Origin of the sequence: Arthrobacter sp. H-02-3, from assembly GCF_003097355.1 — a bacterium.
Lineage (GTDB): Bacteria > Actinomycetota > Actinomycetes > Actinomycetales > Micrococcaceae > Arthrobacter > Arthrobacter humicola.
Map to the genome: position 1 here is coordinate 96,739 of NZ_PYUI01000001.1, position 18,980 is coordinate 115,718.

The following is an 18,980-nucleotide window of genomic DNA, read 5'->3' on the forward strand; positions in this document are numbered from 1 at the left end:
GCCATCAGGACTGGCCGCTGATTGTCAGGACGATCAGCACGCAGTTGAGGCCCACGATGAGAGTGGCGCTGGTCCATCCGGCGATCTTCAGTGGGCGTGAATCGGTGTGAATGCCCATAACGTCCCGTCTGCCGGTGAGCCGGATCAGCGGTATGAGGGCGAACGGAATGCCGAAGCTCAGCAGGACCTGGCTCAGGACCAGGGCAAGCGTAGGTTCAATGCCCGCCCCGAGAATGGCCAGGGCCGGGATCAGGGTGATGACGCGCCGGGTGAGAAGAGGTACCCGGACTTTGAGGAGTCCCCCCATGACGGTGGCGCCGGCGTAGCAGCCCACGGAGGTGGAGGCCAGCCCTGATGCCAGCAGACCAATGGCGAAGACGACGCCGATGACCGGTCCCAGCGCAGAGGCGACGGCGGCGTGTGCGCCGGCGATCGTGTTTGTTCCCTCGATGCCCCGCAGGCTCGACGCGGCCAGCAGCAGCATGGCGATGTTAACGACTCCGGCCAGCATGAGCGCACCCACAACATCGACGCGGGTGGCGCGGATCAGCCGCGTCCTGACGGCCGGATCTTTGGAAAAGCCGTGCCTGTCCCGCGCGAGGGCCGAGTGAAGATAAATGGCGTGTGGCATCACGGTCGCCCCGAGCATGCTTGCTGCGAGCAGAACCGTGTCCGTGCCCTCAAAGCGCGGGACGAGGCCGGTCAGCGCATTTCCGGCGTCCGGTGGATTGACGAAGAGCCCCGAGACGAATCCGATGGCGATGACGGCCAGCAGCATCATGATGGCATACTCGAAGGACTTCTGGCTCCGGTGCGACTGGAGTGCGAGCAACAGCATCGATGACAGCCCAATGATGAAACCGCCGGCCAACAGGGGCAGGCCGAAGAGCAGATTCAGTGCCACCGCACCGCCAATGACTTCCGCCATGTCCGTGGCACCCGCAACAATCTCGGCCTGGGCCCAGTACAGCCGCCTGCGGCGGGTACCGAGGCGCTTGCCGAGAATTTCCGGCAGGCTGTGGCCGGTGGCCAGGCCAAGCTTGGCCGACTGGTACTGGACGAGGACGGCCATGGCATTCGCGACCACGAGCACCCAGACGAGCAGGTATCCGAAGTTCGCACCCGCCGTCAGGTTCGCAGCGACGTTTCCAGGATCCACGTAGGCGATGGAGGCGACAAATGCCGGCCCCATGAGCAGCAACCGCGACCGCCACGGGCGGGTGATCGCCCGGCGCTCCGGGAGGGTGGTGGAAGTGGCCATCGTGCGTCCTCGCCATCGGGGGTTTCTGACAAGACGAGAATAGCGTTAATTTAGGTATACCGAAAAGTAGTATTTCGCCCCTCCAAACCCGGCCCGGGACCAGGGCTTTAGGCAGCCGCCGCCGCGGGAGCCGGATGCAACAGACCGAGCGGAGATCAGCAATTTCTTCCGCCGGGCGACGGTGACGAGCTGCCTGTAACTTCCGGTTCCGCGTTCGAGAATTCAATAACGTGCTCCACTACCAGGCGCTCCATCATCTTTTGCCTAGCACTCTTTGCGGGAGCGGCTGGCACCCTGACCGGTAATCCGCATGGACTGGCTTGCCGGGCTCGCGTCCCCTGGCGCCTCCACCCAAGGTTGAAGGGCCCTCGAGGCCGACCCGGTAGCCTTGTCTCCGATCATCGAAGCAGCTCCGCCATTGGCACGTAGCTGCTCCCCTGCTTCGTTAATTTCCGTTATCCATGGATTCTTCCGGCGCTTTACTCGGACTAGATTTCGACGTCCAGCGCGTAAGCGCTGACTTTGTATTTCGGGTCCGTCATCACACCCGCCGGACAGCCGTCGGCGATCCAGTGCAGAACCGCAAGCTGACGTTCAGTTGGCGGTGTCTTTGCCATCTCCCGGCAGCCCTCTCAGTACTGAAGCGTGTCCGATCCAGCGTTATCCCGCGGTAGGCATTCTGCTCCGAGAACTGTCGTTTGGCCTCGCGAGCAATTTACCTGCGCTGGCCGATGCTCACATGGGGCTGAGTCGCAAAAAGTCGGGTAATCGTCGGGCTGGCCCCAAACCAGGCAAGAGAGAAGCCCCTAACCCAACGTTTTCGCAGGTCAGAAGGCTTTAACCGTGGAGCTAAGGAGATTCGAACTCCTGACCTCTTCGATGCGAACGAAGCGCTCTACCAACTGAGCTATAGCCCCGAAGCAACGCCGGTCCTGTTGGAACGGCGCTGCCGGTGTCCCTAGGCTACAAACTATCTGCGTGGTTTGCCAGCCAGCCACGGAATGTCTCGGTGCCGTGTCGCGCATCCGGCACCAGATTGAGCCCTGCGCGCAGGTAGCGGCCCATCGCCCCCGGCAGCGGCAGGCGCACCAGATGGCCCTTCGCGCCGGTGGCCCGTTGCCATTCCCGGGCGAAGTCGGCCATGTCCTTGGCCTCCGGGCCGCCGATGGTCAGCACGTGGTGCCGCGGGCGCGCCGGTTCAGGCGTGGCCGGCGCTGGCTCCGGCTCCGGCTCCAGGGCGGACTCCAGGAGCATCGCAGCGACGTCGGCCGGTGAAACGGGCTGGAACCGGGCGCCCCTCACCACCGGGATGACCCTGACCCTTGATCCGGCGCCGAACATCATCGCCAGCAATGAATGAAACTGGGTGGCCCGCATCACCACCGTCTCGAGCCCGGACAGCTCGTAGACATGCTCCTTCGCCGCCTTCGAGCGGTAGAAGGCATAGCTGCTGCGATCACAGTTCACGATGGAGAGCATCACGGCCCTGGCCGTGCCCGCCTCCTGGGCGGCGGCCAGGAGCCGCGCGCCGCCGTCGGCGAAGTTCTTGCGCGCTTTCCCGGAGCGTCCCTCCAGGCAGTCGATCACGACGTCGGCCCCGGCCAGAGCGGCCGCGAGCCCTTCGCCCGTCGTCACGTCCGCGCGGAAGTACTCCGCTCCCCCGCCGGCGGTGCCGGCTGCCGGCGGGCGGCGGCTCAGCACGGCCACGGAATGCCCGGCGTCGAGAGCCTGACGCACCACCTCACGGCCCACTTGGCCGGTTCCACCGGCGACGCAGATCCTTGTCATGACCAGAGGCTACCGCAGTGGCCCGTGCAGCGCTCCCTGCCGGGGCGCTGCGGGGAAAGGAAAACCCCGGACAGCCATCACTGGCTGCCCGGGGCGAAAACTCCGGAAGATCGGAGCGGGTCAGGCGCGTCGCCGCTGAAGAACGTCATCGAGGTTGCTCAACGCGCTCTGGGCCTTGCTGAGCTGCTTCGTCTCGGGATCGTCGGCGATCCGGGGATCGGAGGCAGCCGGCCGAGCCGAGGCCTGCTTGAGCGACGGCTTGCCAACGGCCTTCGGTGCCTGGGGCAGGTCCAGCGGCTTGGGGGCCGCGCGTTCGGCCTTCGGCGCTTCCACATACGTGGGTTTGGGAACGTCCACGGGCTCCCAGCTGGAGCCTTCCGCAGGTGCCGGTGGTGCGGCTGCCACAGCTGCCGCGATGTCGCCGGAGGCTGCCGCTTCGGCCAGGGCTGCCTGGCGGAGATCCAGTGCGGTGAGCGGTTTGGGCGACGGTTCCGGGGCGGACCGGTCCGCTTCGGCGTCGAAGAGCGGACTCTCGGGTCGCACGCCGGGGCGCTCCGCAGGAAGGGTGGGGGTCTCGTCGGGCACCGACAGCCGCGCAGGCCTGTGCGCCGGGCTGCCCATGGCTGCACGGAATGCGGCGTTCATCCTCCGCCGGCGGTCGCGGATAGCGAGACGGCGGAGCATTGCCACGGACGCGACGGCGCCCACCAGGGCTGCCACCGGCAGCCAGCCGGATCCAACGCCGAACAGTCGAAGGAGTGCAGACACCACGCCGGTGAGCAGGGAGAGCATCCCGGCCAGCGCAAGCACCAGCCGGCCCCAGCGAATCCTCAACGCCGGAGAGGCTGCTGCGGGCAGCGGACTTGCACCACGTGTTTCCCTTGGCGTATCCCGGGGCCCTGCGGTGCCGCCGGCAGGTTCTGCGCGCCGGGTGATATTCATGGGCTTCTCCTGCTGCGCCGCCATTTTCATAACCTTCCCCGCTTGTGGGTCTACTGGTTCTATGTCGATGACGTCCGCCAGGAATTCGCCTGCAGGCTGCAGCTGGTGGCGCCCGTTCCGCAGAACGTAGGGTGCCACCCACACGATCCAGAGCGCAACAGCAATGACAAGGATCACAGAGCTGCTAAGAGGGAAGTCCACACTCAAAACCGTATGAGGTATATGGGGTGCTAGGCCGCATTGTCAGGGGTGTGTCGCGGGCGCGCCGGCAATTGGTCCGGGCCGGGGCGTAGTGGCTGGTCAGGCGGCTATCACGGGCTCACGCCGGCCGGCTCCGCAACCACCGGGTGAGAAGGCCTTCCGGCACTTCCTCAGCCGTGAGCGCGAAGGTGCGGTGGTCGGCCCATTCACCGTTGATGTGCAGGTATCGGGGCCTGAATCCTTCGTCGCGGAACCCGAGTTTTTCCACCACTCGCAGGCTCGGCCCGTTTTCCGGCCTGATGTTGATTTCCATCCTGTGCAGGCCAAGGGTTCCGAAGCAGTAGTCTGTCGCCATGGCCACGGCGGTGGGGGCAATCCCCCGGCCAGCCCGGTCCTGATCGACCCAATAGCCCAACGTCGCCATCATGGCCGATCCCCACACGATCGAGGACACGGTCAGCTGTCCCACGATCACTGGCTTCTCGTGCCCGGGCCTCCATTCGGCGATCACGAACGGCAGGGCCGTGGCCTGTGCGGCCTGGGCCTTCAGCGACCGCACCATCTGCCGGTAATCCGGCAAACCGCCACCGGGGACCGGGTTTGATGCCTCCCAGGGGGCCAGCCACTCGCAGTTGCGTGACCTAAGCGCTGTCCACTCTTTGCGGTCCCGGTACCGGATAGGGCGCAACACGATGTCGCCGCTCTCCAGAGTCACCGGCCAGGTGAAGCTGCCCCCCACGGGAATTACTTGGCGAGGCTGGGGGTAAGGCTGGACGCGAAGCCGGGCAGCCATTCGCGCAGGCCCGGGCCGAGGTCCTCGCTGTCGCAGGCGAGCTGGACACAGGCCTTGAGGTAACTGAGCTTGTCGCCGGTGTCGTAGCGGCGGCCGCGGAAGACGACGCCGTACACGCCGTAGCCCTCGCCGGTGCCGGTGGAGAGTTCCTGCAGTGCATCCGTCAGCTGGATTTCGCCGCCGCGGCCCGGCGCGGTGCGCTCGAGCACTTCAAAGACGGCCGGGTGCAGGACGTAGCGGCCAATGACCGCGAGGTTTGACGGGGCGTCCTCGACGTCGGGCTTCTCCACGAGCTGCTTGACGCGGACGTACTCCTCACCGGCGATCGCCGCGACGTCGGCGCAGCCATAGGCGCTGATCTGGGACGGGTCCACCTCGATCAGCGCGACCACCGACCCGCCGGTCTTGGCCTGTACTTCGATCATGGTGCTGAGGAGCTCATCGCGGGCGTCAATCAGGTCATCGCCCAAGAGCACGGCGAACGGTTCCTGGCCGACGTGCTGCTTGGCCCGGAGGACCGCGTGGCCCAGGCCCATGGGGTCACCCTGGCGGACGTAGTGGATGTCGCCGAGGTTGCTGGCGGCCTGGATGGACTCGAGCTTTGCCGTGTCACCCTTGGCTTGGAGGGTGGCTTCGAGGGTGGGAACGCGGTCGAAGTGGTCCTCCAACGCCCGCTTGTTGCGGCCCGTGATCATCAGGATGTCGTTCAGGCCGACATTCACGGCCTCCTCGACCACGTACTGGATGGCCGGCTTGTCAACGACAGGCAGCATTTCCTTGGGCATGGCCTTCGTGGCCGGAAGAAACCTGGTACCAAGGCCCGCGGCGGGGATGACGGCCTTGCGGACGGAAGCATTGGGTGTATTCACTCGACTAATCTAACGGAGGGACCAATCATTGCGTAATTATTCGGCCTGCCCCGCGGGCCCCTGACGTTGCGGAGCAGGCTGCACGATGCAAAGGACGGACCAGTCATGGCGTCAAAAGACGAAATACGCTCCAGCCACAGGGCAAGGCGTGCGGCGCTCCCGTTGGACGCGCTCGATGCCGCAGCGGCAGGCATCACCCGCCACGGACTCGAGTGGGCATCCGATCTGACCGGCGGCCGCCGGGGTACCTTCGCCGCGTATCTGGGCGTGGGCGCCGAACCGCCCACGCTGCCGCTGCTGTCAGCCTTGGTCGATGCCGGGCACCGGGTGCTCCTTCCCGTCTGCGAACCCGAGCTCGAACTCAGCTGGGTGTACTGGACTCCGGAATCCGGGTTTGTCCGCAGCCGGTTCGCCCCCATCCAGGAGCCTGTTGGCGAGCGCCACGGCACCGCGGTGACGCTGGACGCCACCGCAATCTTACTGCCGGCCACTGCAGTGGATTTCTCGGGCAACCGTATCGGACAAGGCGGCGGCTACTACGACAAGTTCCTTGCCACATTGGCCGCCCTGTCCTCCGCGTCCGGCTCGTCCGCGTCCGGCAGGGCGTCCGACGCCGTACCGCTGCCGACCGTCGCCGTCGTCTACGACACTGAGGTACTGCCCGCAGGCAGTATTCCCGCCGAGTCCTTCGACCGGAAGATCGACGCGGCGCTGACACCGGGCGGGATCATCCGGCTCCGCTGATCGGGGGTCCTGCGGGGGTGATAGAATTAGCACTCAGGCCCTGCGACTGCTAAGACGGAACCCGCCGACAGGTATATCTATAGATATATCGACCGGTCCCGACTCGACAGCACGGGACCTGCTCGTTTGTCCCAGAGGAGGATTTCCAGTGCCCACGTATGCATATGCCTGCAAGGACTGCAGCCACGCCTTCGAGATCGTGCAGTCGTTCAGCGACAACTCCCTGACGTCCTGCCCCGAGTGCCAGGGCACGCTGCGCAAGAAGTTCAACAGCGTCGGCGTTGTATTCAAGGGATCCGGCTTCTACCGGACCGATTCGCGCGACACCAAGGGCAGCACAGTTGCCCCGGCCCCCGCAGCGGCTCCCGCACCCGCAGCGACGCCTGCCCCGGCCGCCGCCAGCTAGGGTCCCAAGGCTGCCATCCGCGCAGCCCTGGTGCACCGTCTCCGGACGGCACCGTCCGCCTAGCCTCCGGCCGCCGCCCCGGAACATTGTTCGCGAAAGACACCGCTGCCAAGACAGCACCGTGGCCGCAGTCCCCGTGCCGTGCAATCGCGCACTAATGCCGGCATGCCGCGGCCCACACAGTTCTTCCTGCCTCCCGTTGTCCACATAAGCAGTTCCGCGACTCCCGCGAGCATGCCAGAGTCCGTAGCGTGGCGGCCATGGCACCCTCACTCAACCCGGCTTCCTGGCCGTCTTTCAAGGCCTCTTCGCTGCCGCCCCGGCCCGGGAACGGAGTGATGCCCGCAAGCTGGGCACGCGCCGGGATCCGCTCCGCTGGCCTCCTTCCGCCCACGTTTCGTTCTGCCGGCAGCTCCACCCGGAATTACACCCGGCCCGGGAGGCCGCCCCGGCAGCGGTTGCCGCGCGGCAGGCCGCCGCGACGCCGCCCGGGCAACTGGTTGAACCGGAACCGCCGGCTACTGGCGGCGCTCATGTTGTGCATCGCCGCTGGCCTGACTGTTCAGCAGCTAACTCCTGCGCCCGCCGACACCGCCACTGCGTTCGCAGCCGTAGCGGATCTTCCCGCCGGAAAAACCCTGGAACCCGGCGACGTCCGCATGATCAGCATCCCGCCCGGGCTAGTGCCGGCCGGCAGCCCGGGCGGCGAAAACGCGTTCGAGGGCAAGCAGTTGGCCGCACCGCTGCGCCAAGGCCAGCTCCTCACCGACGCCCAGATCCTTGGCCCGGGCCTGCTGGCCGGAAGGCCGCCCGGTTCCGCAGCCGTACCGCTCAGGATGGCGGATCCTGCGTCTATCCGGCTGCTCTCCCCCGGACAACTCGTCAACGTGGTGCTCACCGTCGGCAACGGCTTCGAACAAGCCGCTGAAGGCCAAATCCTGGCTGAAGCCGTCCCTGTACTGTGGACCTCCGTGCAGGGCGGCAAGACGGGCCAGTGGTTGCCCACCGCGGACGCTGACGCGGACGGGCTCATCGTCGTGGCAGCCGCGGCCGATCAGGCGCGGCGATTGGCCGGCGCATCAACCCAAGGCAAGCTGTTCTTCGTGCTTGTGGCGGCAGCGCCAGGGTGAGTGGCTGGGTGACTGGCGTGCACACTCGCCATGGCGAGCGCCCGGCTAAGTCCCCGACCGCCGGCCGGTAGTCCCTGAGACCGATTGCGGTCGCCGGCGCCGCCGGCTACTCGGCACCGGCCTTACATCTCAACCCCAGTGCGGAGGCTTCTGCTCCTGGAGCCACGCATCGTGGTCGTAGTTCTCGGGCTGGTCGCCCCAGCGCCGCGGGTCGTCTTCGGCCGCCTTGTTCGGCAGCACTGCCCCGGCAGCCGTTGCTGGCGCCGCCGCGCGCCGGGACTTCTCCTTTGGCGTCGCCTGCTCCCGCGCTTCTCCGGCGGGCTGCCCCGCTGCCGACTCCCCCGCCGCCGGTTCCCGGGCCGCCGACCCGGAGTCGCCGTTCGCTTCAGCCGCGGTAGCGCCGCTGCTGTTCTGGATGTCGCCGTCTGCACTCATGGCGCCGGACTCCTTACTGCCTGTACTGCCTGTCATACCATTGTTGCCGGTCGTGGCTGCACCGTTTATGGTCCCAGTCTCTGGCCTCAGCAGGGGCGTAGCACCTGACTCGTGCGCATCGCCCGGCCGCGCTGCAGACTGGGTGGACGCGGTCTCGCGCCCATGAAAATCATCTCCCGCCGGTGCGTGCCCTGAGAAGACGTGGCTTTCCTGGCCCCGGGCGTCGTTGATCGCCAGGTTTTCAATGTCGTCGTCGAAGAACCCGTGGGATGCCCGGAGCCGACTGGACACTGCAGGCTTCTCCAACCCGAGGTAGCCGCCAATCCGGTCGGCGCAGGCCGAAGGATCAGTGAAGACCTCGATGGTCCACAGCGGCATATAACGCCAGCCAAGCCGCTCAAGCAGTTGCGGCCGGAGCCGGCTCCGCTCGCGGACGCTCATTCGCCGGTAGTGGCCGGTGCCGTCTGACTCAATCGCCACTGGACGGGGAATCTCCGCATCGTCCTGGCCGATCGTGGTCATCGGATCGGCGGCGGCCACCATGTTGAGGACGCCGTCGTACTGGTGCCACACGCGCGCACCGCGGGCCCGGAGCCGGTCGCCCAGGTCTGCCACGAGCGGATCAGCGCCGAGCGCCTGCTCGCTGGCGGCCGCCCGGGATGCGGGGCTGCCCAGATCCGTATTGCCCGCGATCTCGCGGTCCAGTAGTTCGTAGAAATCCACGGCACCATGGCTCAGGCGGCTGACGTCGAGGTCCTCGGGGCGGAAGCAACTGAGCACGTGCAGGGATCGCCGCGCACGCGTCATCGCCAAGGCGAATTTAGCGCGTCCGCCGTCGGCGGAGAGCGGGCCAAGGCTGTGGAGCGTGCGCCCGTGCGGCGTGCGCCCATAGCCCGGGGAGAAAATGACGTGGTCGCGGACTAGCCCCTGGGCCCGTTCGAGATCCACGACGCGGAAGGATTCCTCCCCTGCTGTGAAGAAACTGCCGAGCATCGGGTAGTTGGGCAGTTGGGCCCGGATGGCTTCGCCGATCCGGGCGGCGTGACGGAGGCTGCCGGTCACCACAGCCAGCGAGGTCCGGGGACGGAGCCGGGCGTGCTCGAAGACTAACTCCACCGCACGGTTCACCTCGGCAACCACCGATTCAACGCCGTCGTGGTCGGCGCTGGGCAGCCCTGTGCCATCGGGAAGGTATTCCACGCTGAGGGCACGGTCGAGGCCTGTGGCGGATTGCCCTTCCGGGAGCCGTGTGAGTTCCCCGCCGTAATATCCCTTGCTGAGCTGGCGCACCAGGTCTTCATCGACCGCGCGGTACACGGTCCTCAGGTTCCACACGGGCAGTACGGCAGACAGCGCACGGTAAGCGCTCTCGACGCTCTGGTAGGAGCTCTCCCCTGCGGCGAGCCGTTCGACCCCCACTGTGAAGGTTCGTGGGCTGGCGATCTGCTCATCGCCGAAAGCTATGACCTGCCGGGCCCGGGCGATAGCCGGGAGGACGGCCTGCAGCGATGTTGTCTCGGCGTCCAGGATCACTACGGCATCAAAGGTCTGCTCGATCGGCAGGAGGCCCGTCATGAGGTACGGGCTGACGGACCATACAGGAACGAGTGTGGGCAGCAGCTCCTGCGCCTGGCCGCTGAGTGCCGCAAGGGTAACCCTGCCGTCCTTTAGCAGACTGCGCAGCAGCTCGGCCTGGCGCGGGTATGCCTCGATGGCCGTGCGCCAGCGCTCGGACAGGTTCCACCGGAGCCGGGCAGCGCCGCTGGCGATATGGGCGTTGTCAGCGAGCCGGTACTCCGCTTCCAGCTGGCGCAGGGCGTCGCCGTCGGACATGGCGAGGTAGTCATCGCCGCTAATCATGGCTTCCAGGGCCGACTGCCACCAGGCCAGCTCGAGTTCTGCGGTCACAGATCCCTCGGGGACCTCACGCTCGGCCAGGTCGGCGAGCAGCTCGCCCAACCCGTGCTCACGCATGCTCTCGACCAACAGCGTACGCTCCGGCAGGGTTTCGAGTGTCGCGGTGTCGGCGACGAGTCGCTGAACGCGGGTCAGGAGATCGGCATAGGGCACGCGGTCCAGATCGCCGCCCGCGGCGGTGTGCTTGACTGCCTGGCCCAGTTCGGCCAGTTCTGACTCAAGCTCCCGGTAGAGGCCGGAGATTTCGGCCAGCCCGGACGGCACGGCAGGGTGCCGCTGCGTCGTGGCATACCCGGCCCACGCGGCGCGCTGCTCCTGCACGAGGACCAGAGAGCTGTGCAGGTCCGCGATGTGCACGCCGGGACGGACATATTCCTTGGCCACCCGGCGCAGGCGGGACCGCTGCATGGAGGGCATCTCGATCCCCCGTTCCCGGCGCCAGGCGGAGGGCGCCGTGGCCGAGATGAGGTCATGGACGGGCCGGTCAAAGATGTCGGGAGTGAACTTGTCCAGGCTTTCGCGGACGGCCACGAGCAGTTCGATCTGTTCGCCCCATTCGGTGAAAGTCCCGCCGAGGCGAATCTCGGCGTGTTCTGCCACCTCGTCCATTCGCCCGCGCAGCAGCGGCAGCTTCTCCGCGACGGACCGTGCAACCGCCTGCGCTTCCTGCGTCTCCTTGCGGGTCAGGAGCCGTGCTCCGTGCCAGGGGCTGGTGGTCGACGCACGGCTGAAACCGCCGAGTTCGGCAGCGCGGCGGAGCCTGCCGGCGAGCTCCTCGCGGTCCCGGATGTTATCCAGCACGCTGCGCTTGAGCCGGACCGTCGTGGCTGGCGCCGGCTGGATGGAGGTCAGTTCGGCCAGCGACTGCATGGCCTCGTACGGGGAACAGCCCCAGCGTTCCCGGACGTTGTGCAGCGAGGCAACATGGTCCATCAGGGCGTGCCGGTGCCCCGTCAGCGTGGCGTGCAGGTTGCTTAGCTGCGGTTGGAGCGACTTCTCGTTGCGGACGATCGCCCGGACCAGCTGGCCCTTGAGCTGCAGCGGACTGGCATTGCCGGCGAGCTGGAGCAGTACGGAATCCAGGCCGAGGCTCTCCAGCTGGGCGGAGATTTCGGCGAGGCTGGCGCGCCTGTCGCCCACTACCAGGACGGTTTTGCCCTCGTCGACGAGGGCGCCGATGGTGTTGATGGCGGTCTGGGTCTGGCCGGTGCCCGGCGGGCTGCTGACCACGAGCGAGTCGCCCGCCCGAACGGCGTCGACGACGTACTGCTGGTCCGTGTCGGCGTCGAGCAGCAGAAGCTCATCGGCGGGGTCCCGCTCATCCGTGCTGGGGAAACGCCCAGGTTCAAGCACGGGCACGTCGACCATTTCGCCGGAACCGGACCGGGCCAGGGCGGTGACGAGGGGGTTGTTCGGGTTGATCCACGGGTCATCCAGGTTGCCGGAGAGGTCGGCAAACGTGGAGACGAGGAGGTTGTGCTCTATCTCGGCACCGGCAATCGGCTGGATCAGCGTGCCCAGGCGGTCCAGGACCGGCTGGGGGTCATAACGCGCCGTGCTGTAGGCCATCCGCGTCACCGCGCTGACGTCAAAGACGATCCCATGGACTGACTTGAGGTGCCGGACCAGTGCGGGGTTGATCTGCGCCTGTTCGGTGAGTTGCAGTTCGTAGTCGTCTTCGCCGGGGCGCACCGTGAGGGAAATGGCGGTGAGCATGACCGGGGCGGAAATTCGCTGCGGTTTACCTCCGACGGCGGACGTCCAGACGACCGTGCCGGCCGAGAAATAGCCCGCGTCAATGCCGCGGTCGTTGGCGAGTTCGAAGATTTTCGAGCGCAGGTTGCGCGAGGCCCTGGCGGCAATCACGTACTGCTGGCGGTCCCGGATCAGGGTTGAGAGCCGGGTGCGCCGGCCTGCCATGAGCTGGGCAAGCCCCGACGGATGGGCATGGGTCAGGTCAATCGAGCCTTCGGGCGTCTTGGTGAAGCGCAGCATCGTATCTGCTCCGGTGACGGGTTTGAGCCCCGACAGCCATTTCCTGAACTCCTCGGAGCCCTCGGGGTGGCCTTGACCAACTGACACTGCTGCCTTCTTTTCTGTGCTCGACTTCTCTGTGCTGGATGTCTCCATGCCGGACTTCTCCGGGCTGGATTTCTCCCGGCCGGATTCCTCCATGCCGGACCGCGGCGGGCTCGCCTTTAGCGCGTTCGACGTGTCAACGCGTGTCTGTGTTTCGTCCGCGCTTTCCATGGCCGCGTTTTGTGTGCTCGCGGTTGCCTGGCTCGCGCGGGACGCCTTGGACCATACCGGCATGCCTTCGAGGGTAGCCCGAATCAGGGGCACCTGCGGGGCCGCAACACTGAGCGGTGCGAAATTCAACCCGAATTGCCAGAAACAAAATGAAATGGCCGGCCTCGAAAGGCCGGCCATTCACACTGCTATTCCCACTCGATGGTTCCCGGCGGCTTGCTGGTCACGTCCAGCACCACACGGTTGACGCCGTCCACCTCATTAGTGATCCGGTTGGAGATCCGGGCCAGGAGATCGTAGGGCAGCCGCGACCAGTCCGCCGTCATGGCGTCCTCGGAGGACACGGGACGGAGCACGATCGGGTGTCCGTAGGTGCGTCCGTCGCCCTGGACGCCTACGCTGCGAACATCCGCCAGCAGCACGACGGGCATCTGCCAGACCTCGTTGTCGAGTCCGGCCGCGGTCAGCTCGGCGCGGGCGATCGCGTCGGCCTTGCGGAGCAGGTCGAGGCGTTCCTTGGTGACGTCGCCGACGATCCGGATGCCCAGGCCGGGCCCGGGGAACGGCTGGCGGCCGACGATTTCCTGCGGGAGTCCGAGTTGGGCGCCGACCGCGCGGACCTCGTCCTTGAACAGGGCGCGCAGCGGCTCAACGAGTTCAAACTGCAGGTCCTCGGGCAGGCCGCCCACGTTGTGGTGGCTCTTGATGTTGGCTGCACCTTCGCCACCGCCGGATTCGACGACGTCGGGATACAGGGTGCCCTGGACGAGGAACTTGATCTTTTCGCCGTGCGCCGCTGCCTCGGCGATGATCGCCAGTTCGGCTTCCTCGAAGGCGCGGATGAATTCGCGGCCGATGATCTTGCGCTTGGTCTCGGGATCGCTGACACCGGCCAGGGCGCTCAGGAAGCGCTCCTGCTCGTTGGCGACGTAGAGCTTGACGCCGGTTGCGGCCACGAAGTCGCGTTCGACCTGTTCGGCCTCGCCCTCGCGCAGCAGGCCGTGGTCCACGAAAACGCAGGTCAGCTGGTCGCCGACCGCGCGCTGCACCAGGGCGGCAGCCACTGCAGAGTCGACGCCGCCGGACAGTCCGCAGATGACCCGGGAGTCGCCGATCTGCTCACGGATCCGGTCAACCTGTTCCTCGAGAATGTTGCCTGCAGTCCAGTTCGGTTCCAGCTTGGCGCCCTTGAACAGGAAGTTCTCCAGGACCTGCTGGCCGTAGGCCGAGTGCTTGACCTCAGGGTGCCACTGCACGCCGTAGAGGCATTTCTCTTCGTTGGCGAAGGCCGCCACCTCGGCGCCTGCCGTCGTCGCGAGAACCTCGAAGCCTTCGGGGGCCTCATGGACGGAGTCGCCGTGGCTCATCCACGTGCTCTGGTGCTGAGGCATGCCAGCCAGGATGGACCGGCCTTCACCCAGGGTGGTGGTCTCGGTGGCACCGTACTCGCGAAGACCCGTCTGGGCTACCTTGCCGCCGAGGGCATTGGCCATGGCTTGGAAGCCGTAGCAGATGCCGAAGACGGGGACACCGGCTTCGAAGAGATCGGCGCCAACGCTCGGGGCGCCTTCGGCGTAAACGCTTGCGGGTCCGCCCGAGAGGATGATCGCGGCGGGGTTTTTGGCCAGCAGCTGCTCGGTGGTGAAGGTATGCGGAACCACTTCCGAATACACATTCGCTTCCCGGACGCGGCGGGCAATCAGCTGCGCGTACTGGGCACCGTAGTCAACAACCAGAACCGGCCTGTGGGACGTCTGGGATGCAGTGGGAGTAGTCACCCCACTAGCCTACTTTGCGCCGCTACCCGCCCGCACATTGAGAAGCCGCTGTGGGCCTCGAATCACGCCCCGGGTAAGCGAACTCACACGCCCGACGGCGGCTGCTGCCGCTGTTCGCGGCCTCTACCCGGCTCAGTAGCGCTGGGGAGCCTGGGGGTTCGCCGCGAGTTCGGCCTCGACCTCTGCGTGGAACTTCTTCTCGACGAAGAAGGACAGGAACGGCACGACGCCGCCGAGGGCCAGGATCACCAGTTTGCTGAACGGCCAGCGCATGAGCGACCACAGCCGGAAGTTGGAAATCAGGTACACGACATACATCCAGCCGTGCACGATCAGCACCGTTATGGAGAGGTTGACGCCCCCGATCACTCCTGGCGGCTCGGCGTCGGCGAAGCCCAGGCCGAACGGCTGGCCAGTAACGGCGTCGGTGCCGCCGACGTAGAGGTACTGCCCGAAGCCGTACCGGGCGATCAGCTCGGCGCACAGCAGGAGTAGCATCGAGCCCGTCAGGTAGGCGAGCACTTTGTAGAACTTCAGGGCGGACCGGATTTGGGCCTCGGTGCCGCCGAAGCGACGCTTCTTGCCGGTTGTCCCCGTGCCGTTCGTTGGCTGCGGTTGGATGGCGGGTTGGGGCTCGATCATGATTGCACTCTCGGGTCTGTGGGATTGGGGGCTGTGCGATGCGCTTCGGCTGCCGGCGGCTGCGGGTCTTCGGAGGTGCCGGGCACCTGTCCGGCCCATTCCTTGACCGACTCCTCGGCCGGGTCCGAGTCCAGTTGCGCCAACGGATCCTTGTCCGGTTGCGCGGCCGATTCCGGGACGGATTCCGCGTCAAGGGCGTCTTCCAGGTCGCGGCGGTAGTCGTCTTTGACCAGACGCCACCAGATGAACAACGCGAACCCGGCAAAGACCACCCATTCCACGGAATAGAACAGGTTTAGCCAGTTGACCTGCTGCGCAGGCGGCTGCGGGCCAATCAGAAGGGGTTTGACGTCGCCTCCGGTGGCAAGAGCACCGACGTCGGTGCTGCCGGAAAGTTCCGTCTTTGCCGCGACAAATCCCGGGTAGCTGCTGACGTTCCAGTCGTTGATGAGTTCGGCGACCGAAACGGCACTCGCGCGGCCGGGTCCGGGGTCGGTATTCGCCAGCGGCGATTCGGACGGCAGTAGCCGCCCGGTCAGTGCGATGGTGCCCGACGGCGGCGCGACGGCGTCCGAGGGATCAGCGATCCAGCCGCGGGCGACCGGAATCCAGGTCTGCGGTGTGGCCCCGCCGCCCTTCAGGACAGGAGCACCCTTGACGGCGAAGGCGGAAACGATCCAGTAGCCCTTGGCCCCGTCATTCAGTCGCCCCGGGACGAGGACCTGTTTCTGGGGGTCATAACTTCCGGTGGCCGAGACCATCTGATCAGCCACCGAACCAGGGAAAAATCCGCCCGGCTGCAGGACCGACGTAAGCTGGCGAGTTTCCTCGGTTGTGGTGGAGACCGGGGCTTCGGGTTGTGTTGAGCGGCCAAACTGCCACTGGCTCAGCAGCACAAAGACCCCGGAAATGGCGATCGCGAACACGAGTCCTGCGATCCAGCGGGGTTTGAGGGCAGTTTTCAGCACCTCTTAACCGTACTTCGTCCCCCTGTAGAACAACGAAACGGGCCGACGCCGGACCCAGCCCTCCCTGACCCGGCAACGACGAGGTAGACACAACCGGACCTAGTTGAGGTGATGCCGCGCTTGCCGTCCCCCGGGCTTCGGATATGCGGCCGTCATGAGGAGCCGCCTTCGCCAACCGGGCCTCGGTCGTAGACCGTCGTCAGGTTCCCTGGCACCAGTTGGGAGGGGACTCGGTCGTAGGGCCGTCATGAGGAGGCGTCGTCTCTGTCCCGGCCACTGTCGTAAGTCCTGATCATGTTCAATGGCCACAGGACGGGACTCGGCTATGCCGCCGTCGTGAGGAGCCGCCTTCGCTGCCCTGATCACGCCGTCACTGCCTGGTCCACTTGGCTGGCACGTTAGCCCGGATCACGCCGCCACCGCCGGGTCCGTGATTACACGGCCGGCACGTTAGCCCGGATGACACCGCCACCGCCCGGTCTGCCGCCATAGGCCGCGTTGAGGTGCTGCGGTGCCACTCTCCGGGCCGCGGTCATGCGGCCCGGGCGGGTCGGGCGGGTGTGAAGTAGTGGTTGCGGCGGGGTTTTTGGCCGGGGTCGATGTGGGGTGGCGGGATGAACCAGGGGACTCCGGTCCGCAGCCGGATGGTCCATGCCTCCTTGTGGATCAGGTGGTGGTGATGGGAGCACAGCAGGGCCCCGTTCTCCGTGCCCGTGGTCCCACCGCGGGACCAGTAGGTGATGTGGTGGGCTTCGCACCAGGGCGCGGGGATGGTGCAGCCGGGGAAGGCGCAGCCGAGGTCCCGGGCGATGAGGGCTTTGCGGAGGTGGGGCGGGAAGATCCGTGAGGCCCGGCCGATGTCCAGGATCCGTCCCTCACCCCCGAGCAGGACGGGGATGATGTCGGCGTCGCAGGCGATCTTCCGGACCGTGGAGGCGGTGACGGGTCCGGTGAACAGCAGCGATCCCGTTTCCCGCACCGCCCCCGCGGGCCGGAACGCCGCACCGGTTTCATCCGCCGCGCCGCCCGCCACGGCCGCGGTGCTTCCCGCGCCGGCCGTTTCCTGAGCTTCTGCCGGGCCGGCCTGGGCGTCGGTGGTGGTGCCGAGCCGGGCCAGCAGGTCCCGGTAGTCGATGGTGACCATGACCTGGGGCCGGAGCCCGCCCGCGGCGGGCAGGCCCCCGGTCGCGAGGGCGATCCCGCAGGCACCGACCAGGCCGTCCAGCAGCCGCTGGGCCCGGGACCGGGGATCCAGCCCCGCCGCCCCGGGATCCTCCTCCGGCACCGGCTGCCCCGCTGCTGCGGGGGCGTCATCCGGAACGGCATGATTCCCCACGGCGGGAGCCTGAGCCGGGGCCGGGGAGGCAGCCTGGGCATCCGCAAGAGTCGACACACCGCCGGCCCGGGCATCACAGGCCCACACGCCGGCCCCGGCACCCGTGACCGGCCACTCACTGCCGGCACCGGCCGCGTCGGCGGGTCCGAGGGTCGAACGCTCGCCGGCGGGAGTGCCGACGACCCAGCCTTGGCCGTCGGACAGGCTGGGAGCCCACCCCACGGCGAAGGAAGCTCCGGCGGGCTCGGCGCCCCAGTCAGCAGAAGCGGCGGCACCGGGGGTGGCATCAACCGCCCAGCCGTCAGAGTCGGCGACACCAGTGGCGGAGTCATCAGCGCCGGCCGTGGTGCCCTCAGAAGCGGCGCCGGCGGCCGATACCTCAGAGGCGGCGGCTTTCGTGGGCCCGGCGGCGTGTGTGTTTGTGGTGCCGGTGCGGGGGTTGGTGCCGGTGTTCATGACGGTGAGGAGGTACTCGAACTGTTCGGTGGTCGCGAAAATCTCAAGATGGTGCAGGCCGTGGCGCCGGCACCGGATGAAGGCGCCCTGAAGCTGGCGCAGCAGCTCCTCGGAGGGCTCGGCACCGTCCTGATCCAGCGCATCCGCCCAGCCCCGGGCCACCCGGGCCAGGAAGTCCGCATCGTTCTCCGCGGCCGTGCGCGTCAGGGCGTGCTCCATCCGCCCCAAGGCCCCGGCGTCACAGACGTGCCGGACCTTCTCCAGCGCCGCCGTGATGATCGTCGCGGCCCGCGACGCGACCTCCCCGGCCGCGACCGCCGCACCCAGTTCAGCATGCACGGCCGGGACGGGCTGGCCGGTGAGTCCCCGGCGGGGTAAGAGATTCCAGGCCAGGGAGAGCCTGCGTTTAGCCTCCGGGGCGCTGATCCGCAGCCGCGCCCGCAGGAACTCCGCCGTGTTCCGGTACCCGTCATCCACCACCGCCGCGTCACCGACCGCATCCCACGGCACACCCTCCCCGGTCAGCGCATCGGGCGAAGCCACTGCACCGGGCACACCGTCGATCCCACCGTCGATCCCGTCATCGGCCACAGCACCACTCACCGTGCCGGACGGTGCGCCACCGGCGACCGCGGTGCCGGGGGCGTCGTCGCGCCAGCCCGTCGTCCACGACGAGCCGGCCCCCGCCGCCGTCCTCGCCGCCGCGGCGGACTGCTTCCTGGTCCGGTCCACCGCACCGGCCGCCACCAGCTGCAAAAACTCCGCCCGGCGCGAGAGCTCCTCCACCCGCCCGGCAAAGTCCGCCGCGGCCCGGAAATCCCACAACGCCGCATCCTGAACCGCCGTCGACCCCACAGCCTCCAACGCGGCCAGGGCAACACCCACCCCCGACCACCCGGCCAGGTCCGTGCCGCCGCCTGCGTCGCGGCCCGTGCCGGGATCCGCGCCGCAGCCTGCAGCGCGACCAGTGCACCCATCCGTGCCCTGCCCGTCGTCCCCGAACGGAATGAAACCCCTGGCGGCTTCCATGACACCAGTCTCCTCCGGGGGTCTGACATTTCTAG

At 67.3% G+C, this 18,980-nt stretch carries 14 protein-coding genes and 1 tRNA gene; 3 read left to right on the plus strand and 12 right to left on the minus strand.

Annotated features, from left to right (window positions below; translation table 11 throughout):
* Nucleotides 1-4 precede the first annotated feature (4 nt).
* From C9424_RS00485 to galU, 7 genes are all read right to left on the minus strand, one after another.
* Nucleotides 5-1,261, minus strand: coding sequence for an Nramp family divalent metal transporter (locus C9424_RS00485; RefSeq protein ID WP_116765033.1), 1,257 nt, complete (start codon nt 1,259-1,261; stop codon nt 5-7).
* 488 nt (nt 1,262-1,749) lie between these two features.
* Nucleotides 1,750-1,878 carry a hypothetical protein gene (locus tag C9424_RS22040; RefSeq protein ID WP_272914131.1) on the minus strand — a complete coding sequence of 43 codons (129 nt, stop codon included), beginning with the start codon at nt 1,876-1,878 and terminating at the stop codon, nt 1,750-1,752.
* Nucleotides 1,879-2,105: 227 nt separating this feature from the next.
* A tRNA-Ala gene (locus C9424_RS00490) sits at nt 2,106-2,178 on the minus strand.
* A gap of 46 nt (nt 2,179-2,224) precedes the next feature.
* Entirely contained in the window at nt 2,225-3,049 is an 825-nt protein-coding gene (locus C9424_RS00495; RefSeq protein ID WP_116765034.1) for an SDR family oxidoreductase, read from the minus strand.
* 120 nt (nt 3,050-3,169) lie between these two features.
* On the minus strand, nt 3,170-4,168 hold the full coding sequence (locus C9424_RS00500; RefSeq protein WP_116765035.1) for a hypothetical protein: 999 nt from the start codon (nt 4,166-4,168) through the stop codon (nt 3,170-3,172).
* A 142-nt stretch (nt 4,169-4,310) separates the two neighbouring features.
* The gene (locus tag C9424_RS00505) at nt 4,311-4,931 is read right to left on the minus strand and encodes a GNAT family N-acetyltransferase (RefSeq protein ID WP_116765036.1); all 621 of its coding nucleotides are present in this window, start codon (nt 4,929-4,931) and stop codon (nt 4,311-4,313) included.
* 5 nt (nt 4,932-4,936) lie between these two features.
* Nucleotides 4,937-5,854 carry a UTP--glucose-1-phosphate uridylyltransferase GalU gene (galU, locus tag C9424_RS00510; RefSeq protein WP_116765037.1) on the minus strand — a complete coding sequence of 306 codons (918 nt, stop codon included), beginning with the start codon at nt 5,852-5,854 and terminating at the stop codon, nt 4,937-4,939.
* A 105-nt stretch (nt 5,855-5,959) separates the two neighbouring features.
* On the opposite strand from galU, the gene C9424_RS00515 reads away from it, so the two are divergent.
* From C9424_RS00515 to C9424_RS00525, 3 genes are all read left to right on the plus strand, one after another.
* The gene (locus tag C9424_RS00515; RefSeq protein WP_116765038.1) at nt 5,960-6,598 is read left to right on the plus strand and encodes a 5-formyltetrahydrofolate cyclo-ligase; all 639 of its coding nucleotides are present in this window, start codon (nt 5,960-5,962) and stop codon (nt 6,596-6,598) included.
* 148 nt (nt 6,599-6,746) lie between these two features.
* Nucleotides 6,747-7,004 (plus strand): FmdB family zinc ribbon protein, encoded by a 258-nt coding sequence (locus C9424_RS00520; RefSeq protein WP_116765039.1) that lies wholly within the window; start codon nt 6,747-6,749, stop codon nt 7,002-7,004.
* A gap of 500 nt (nt 7,005-7,504) precedes the next feature.
* Nucleotides 7,505-8,134, plus strand: a complete 630-nt coding sequence (locus C9424_RS00525; protein WP_237563226.1) for an RcpC/CpaB family pilus assembly protein — start codon at nt 7,505-7,507, stop codon at nt 8,132-8,134.
* 129 nt (nt 8,135-8,263) lie between these two features.
* On the opposite strand, the gene C9424_RS00530 is transcribed toward C9424_RS00525, so the two are convergent.
* From C9424_RS00530 to C9424_RS21825, 5 genes are all read right to left on the minus strand, one after another.
* Nucleotides 8,264-12,568 (minus strand): AAA family ATPase, encoded by a 4,305-nt coding sequence (locus tag C9424_RS00530; protein ID WP_202615737.1) that lies wholly within the window; start codon nt 12,566-12,568, stop codon nt 8,264-8,266.
* 356 nt (nt 12,569-12,924) lie between these two features.
* Nucleotides 12,925-14,514, minus strand: a complete 1,590-nt coding sequence (gene guaA, locus C9424_RS00535; RefSeq protein ID WP_116765041.1) for a glutamine-hydrolyzing GMP synthase — start codon at nt 14,512-14,514, stop codon at nt 12,925-12,927.
* Nucleotides 14,515-14,646: 132 nt separating this feature from the next.
* A complete protein-coding gene (locus tag C9424_RS00540; protein WP_116765042.1) occupies nt 14,647-15,156 on the minus strand; it encodes a DUF3817 domain-containing protein in 510 nt (169 codons plus the stop codon).
* Nucleotides 15,153-16,124: an SURF1 family protein gene (locus tag C9424_RS00545; protein ID WP_116765043.1), complete on the minus strand. Its 972-nt coding sequence runs from the start codon at nt 16,122-16,124 to the stop codon at nt 15,153-15,155. Before C9424_RS00545 ends, C9424_RS00540 begins: the two co-directional genes overlap by 4 nt.
* A gap of 532 nt (nt 16,125-16,656) precedes the next feature.
* Entirely contained in the window at nt 16,657-18,945 is a 2,289-nt protein-coding gene (locus C9424_RS21825) for an HNH endonuclease signature motif containing protein (RefSeq protein ID WP_237563227.1), read from the minus strand.
* Nucleotides 18,946-18,980 lie beyond the last annotated feature (35 nt).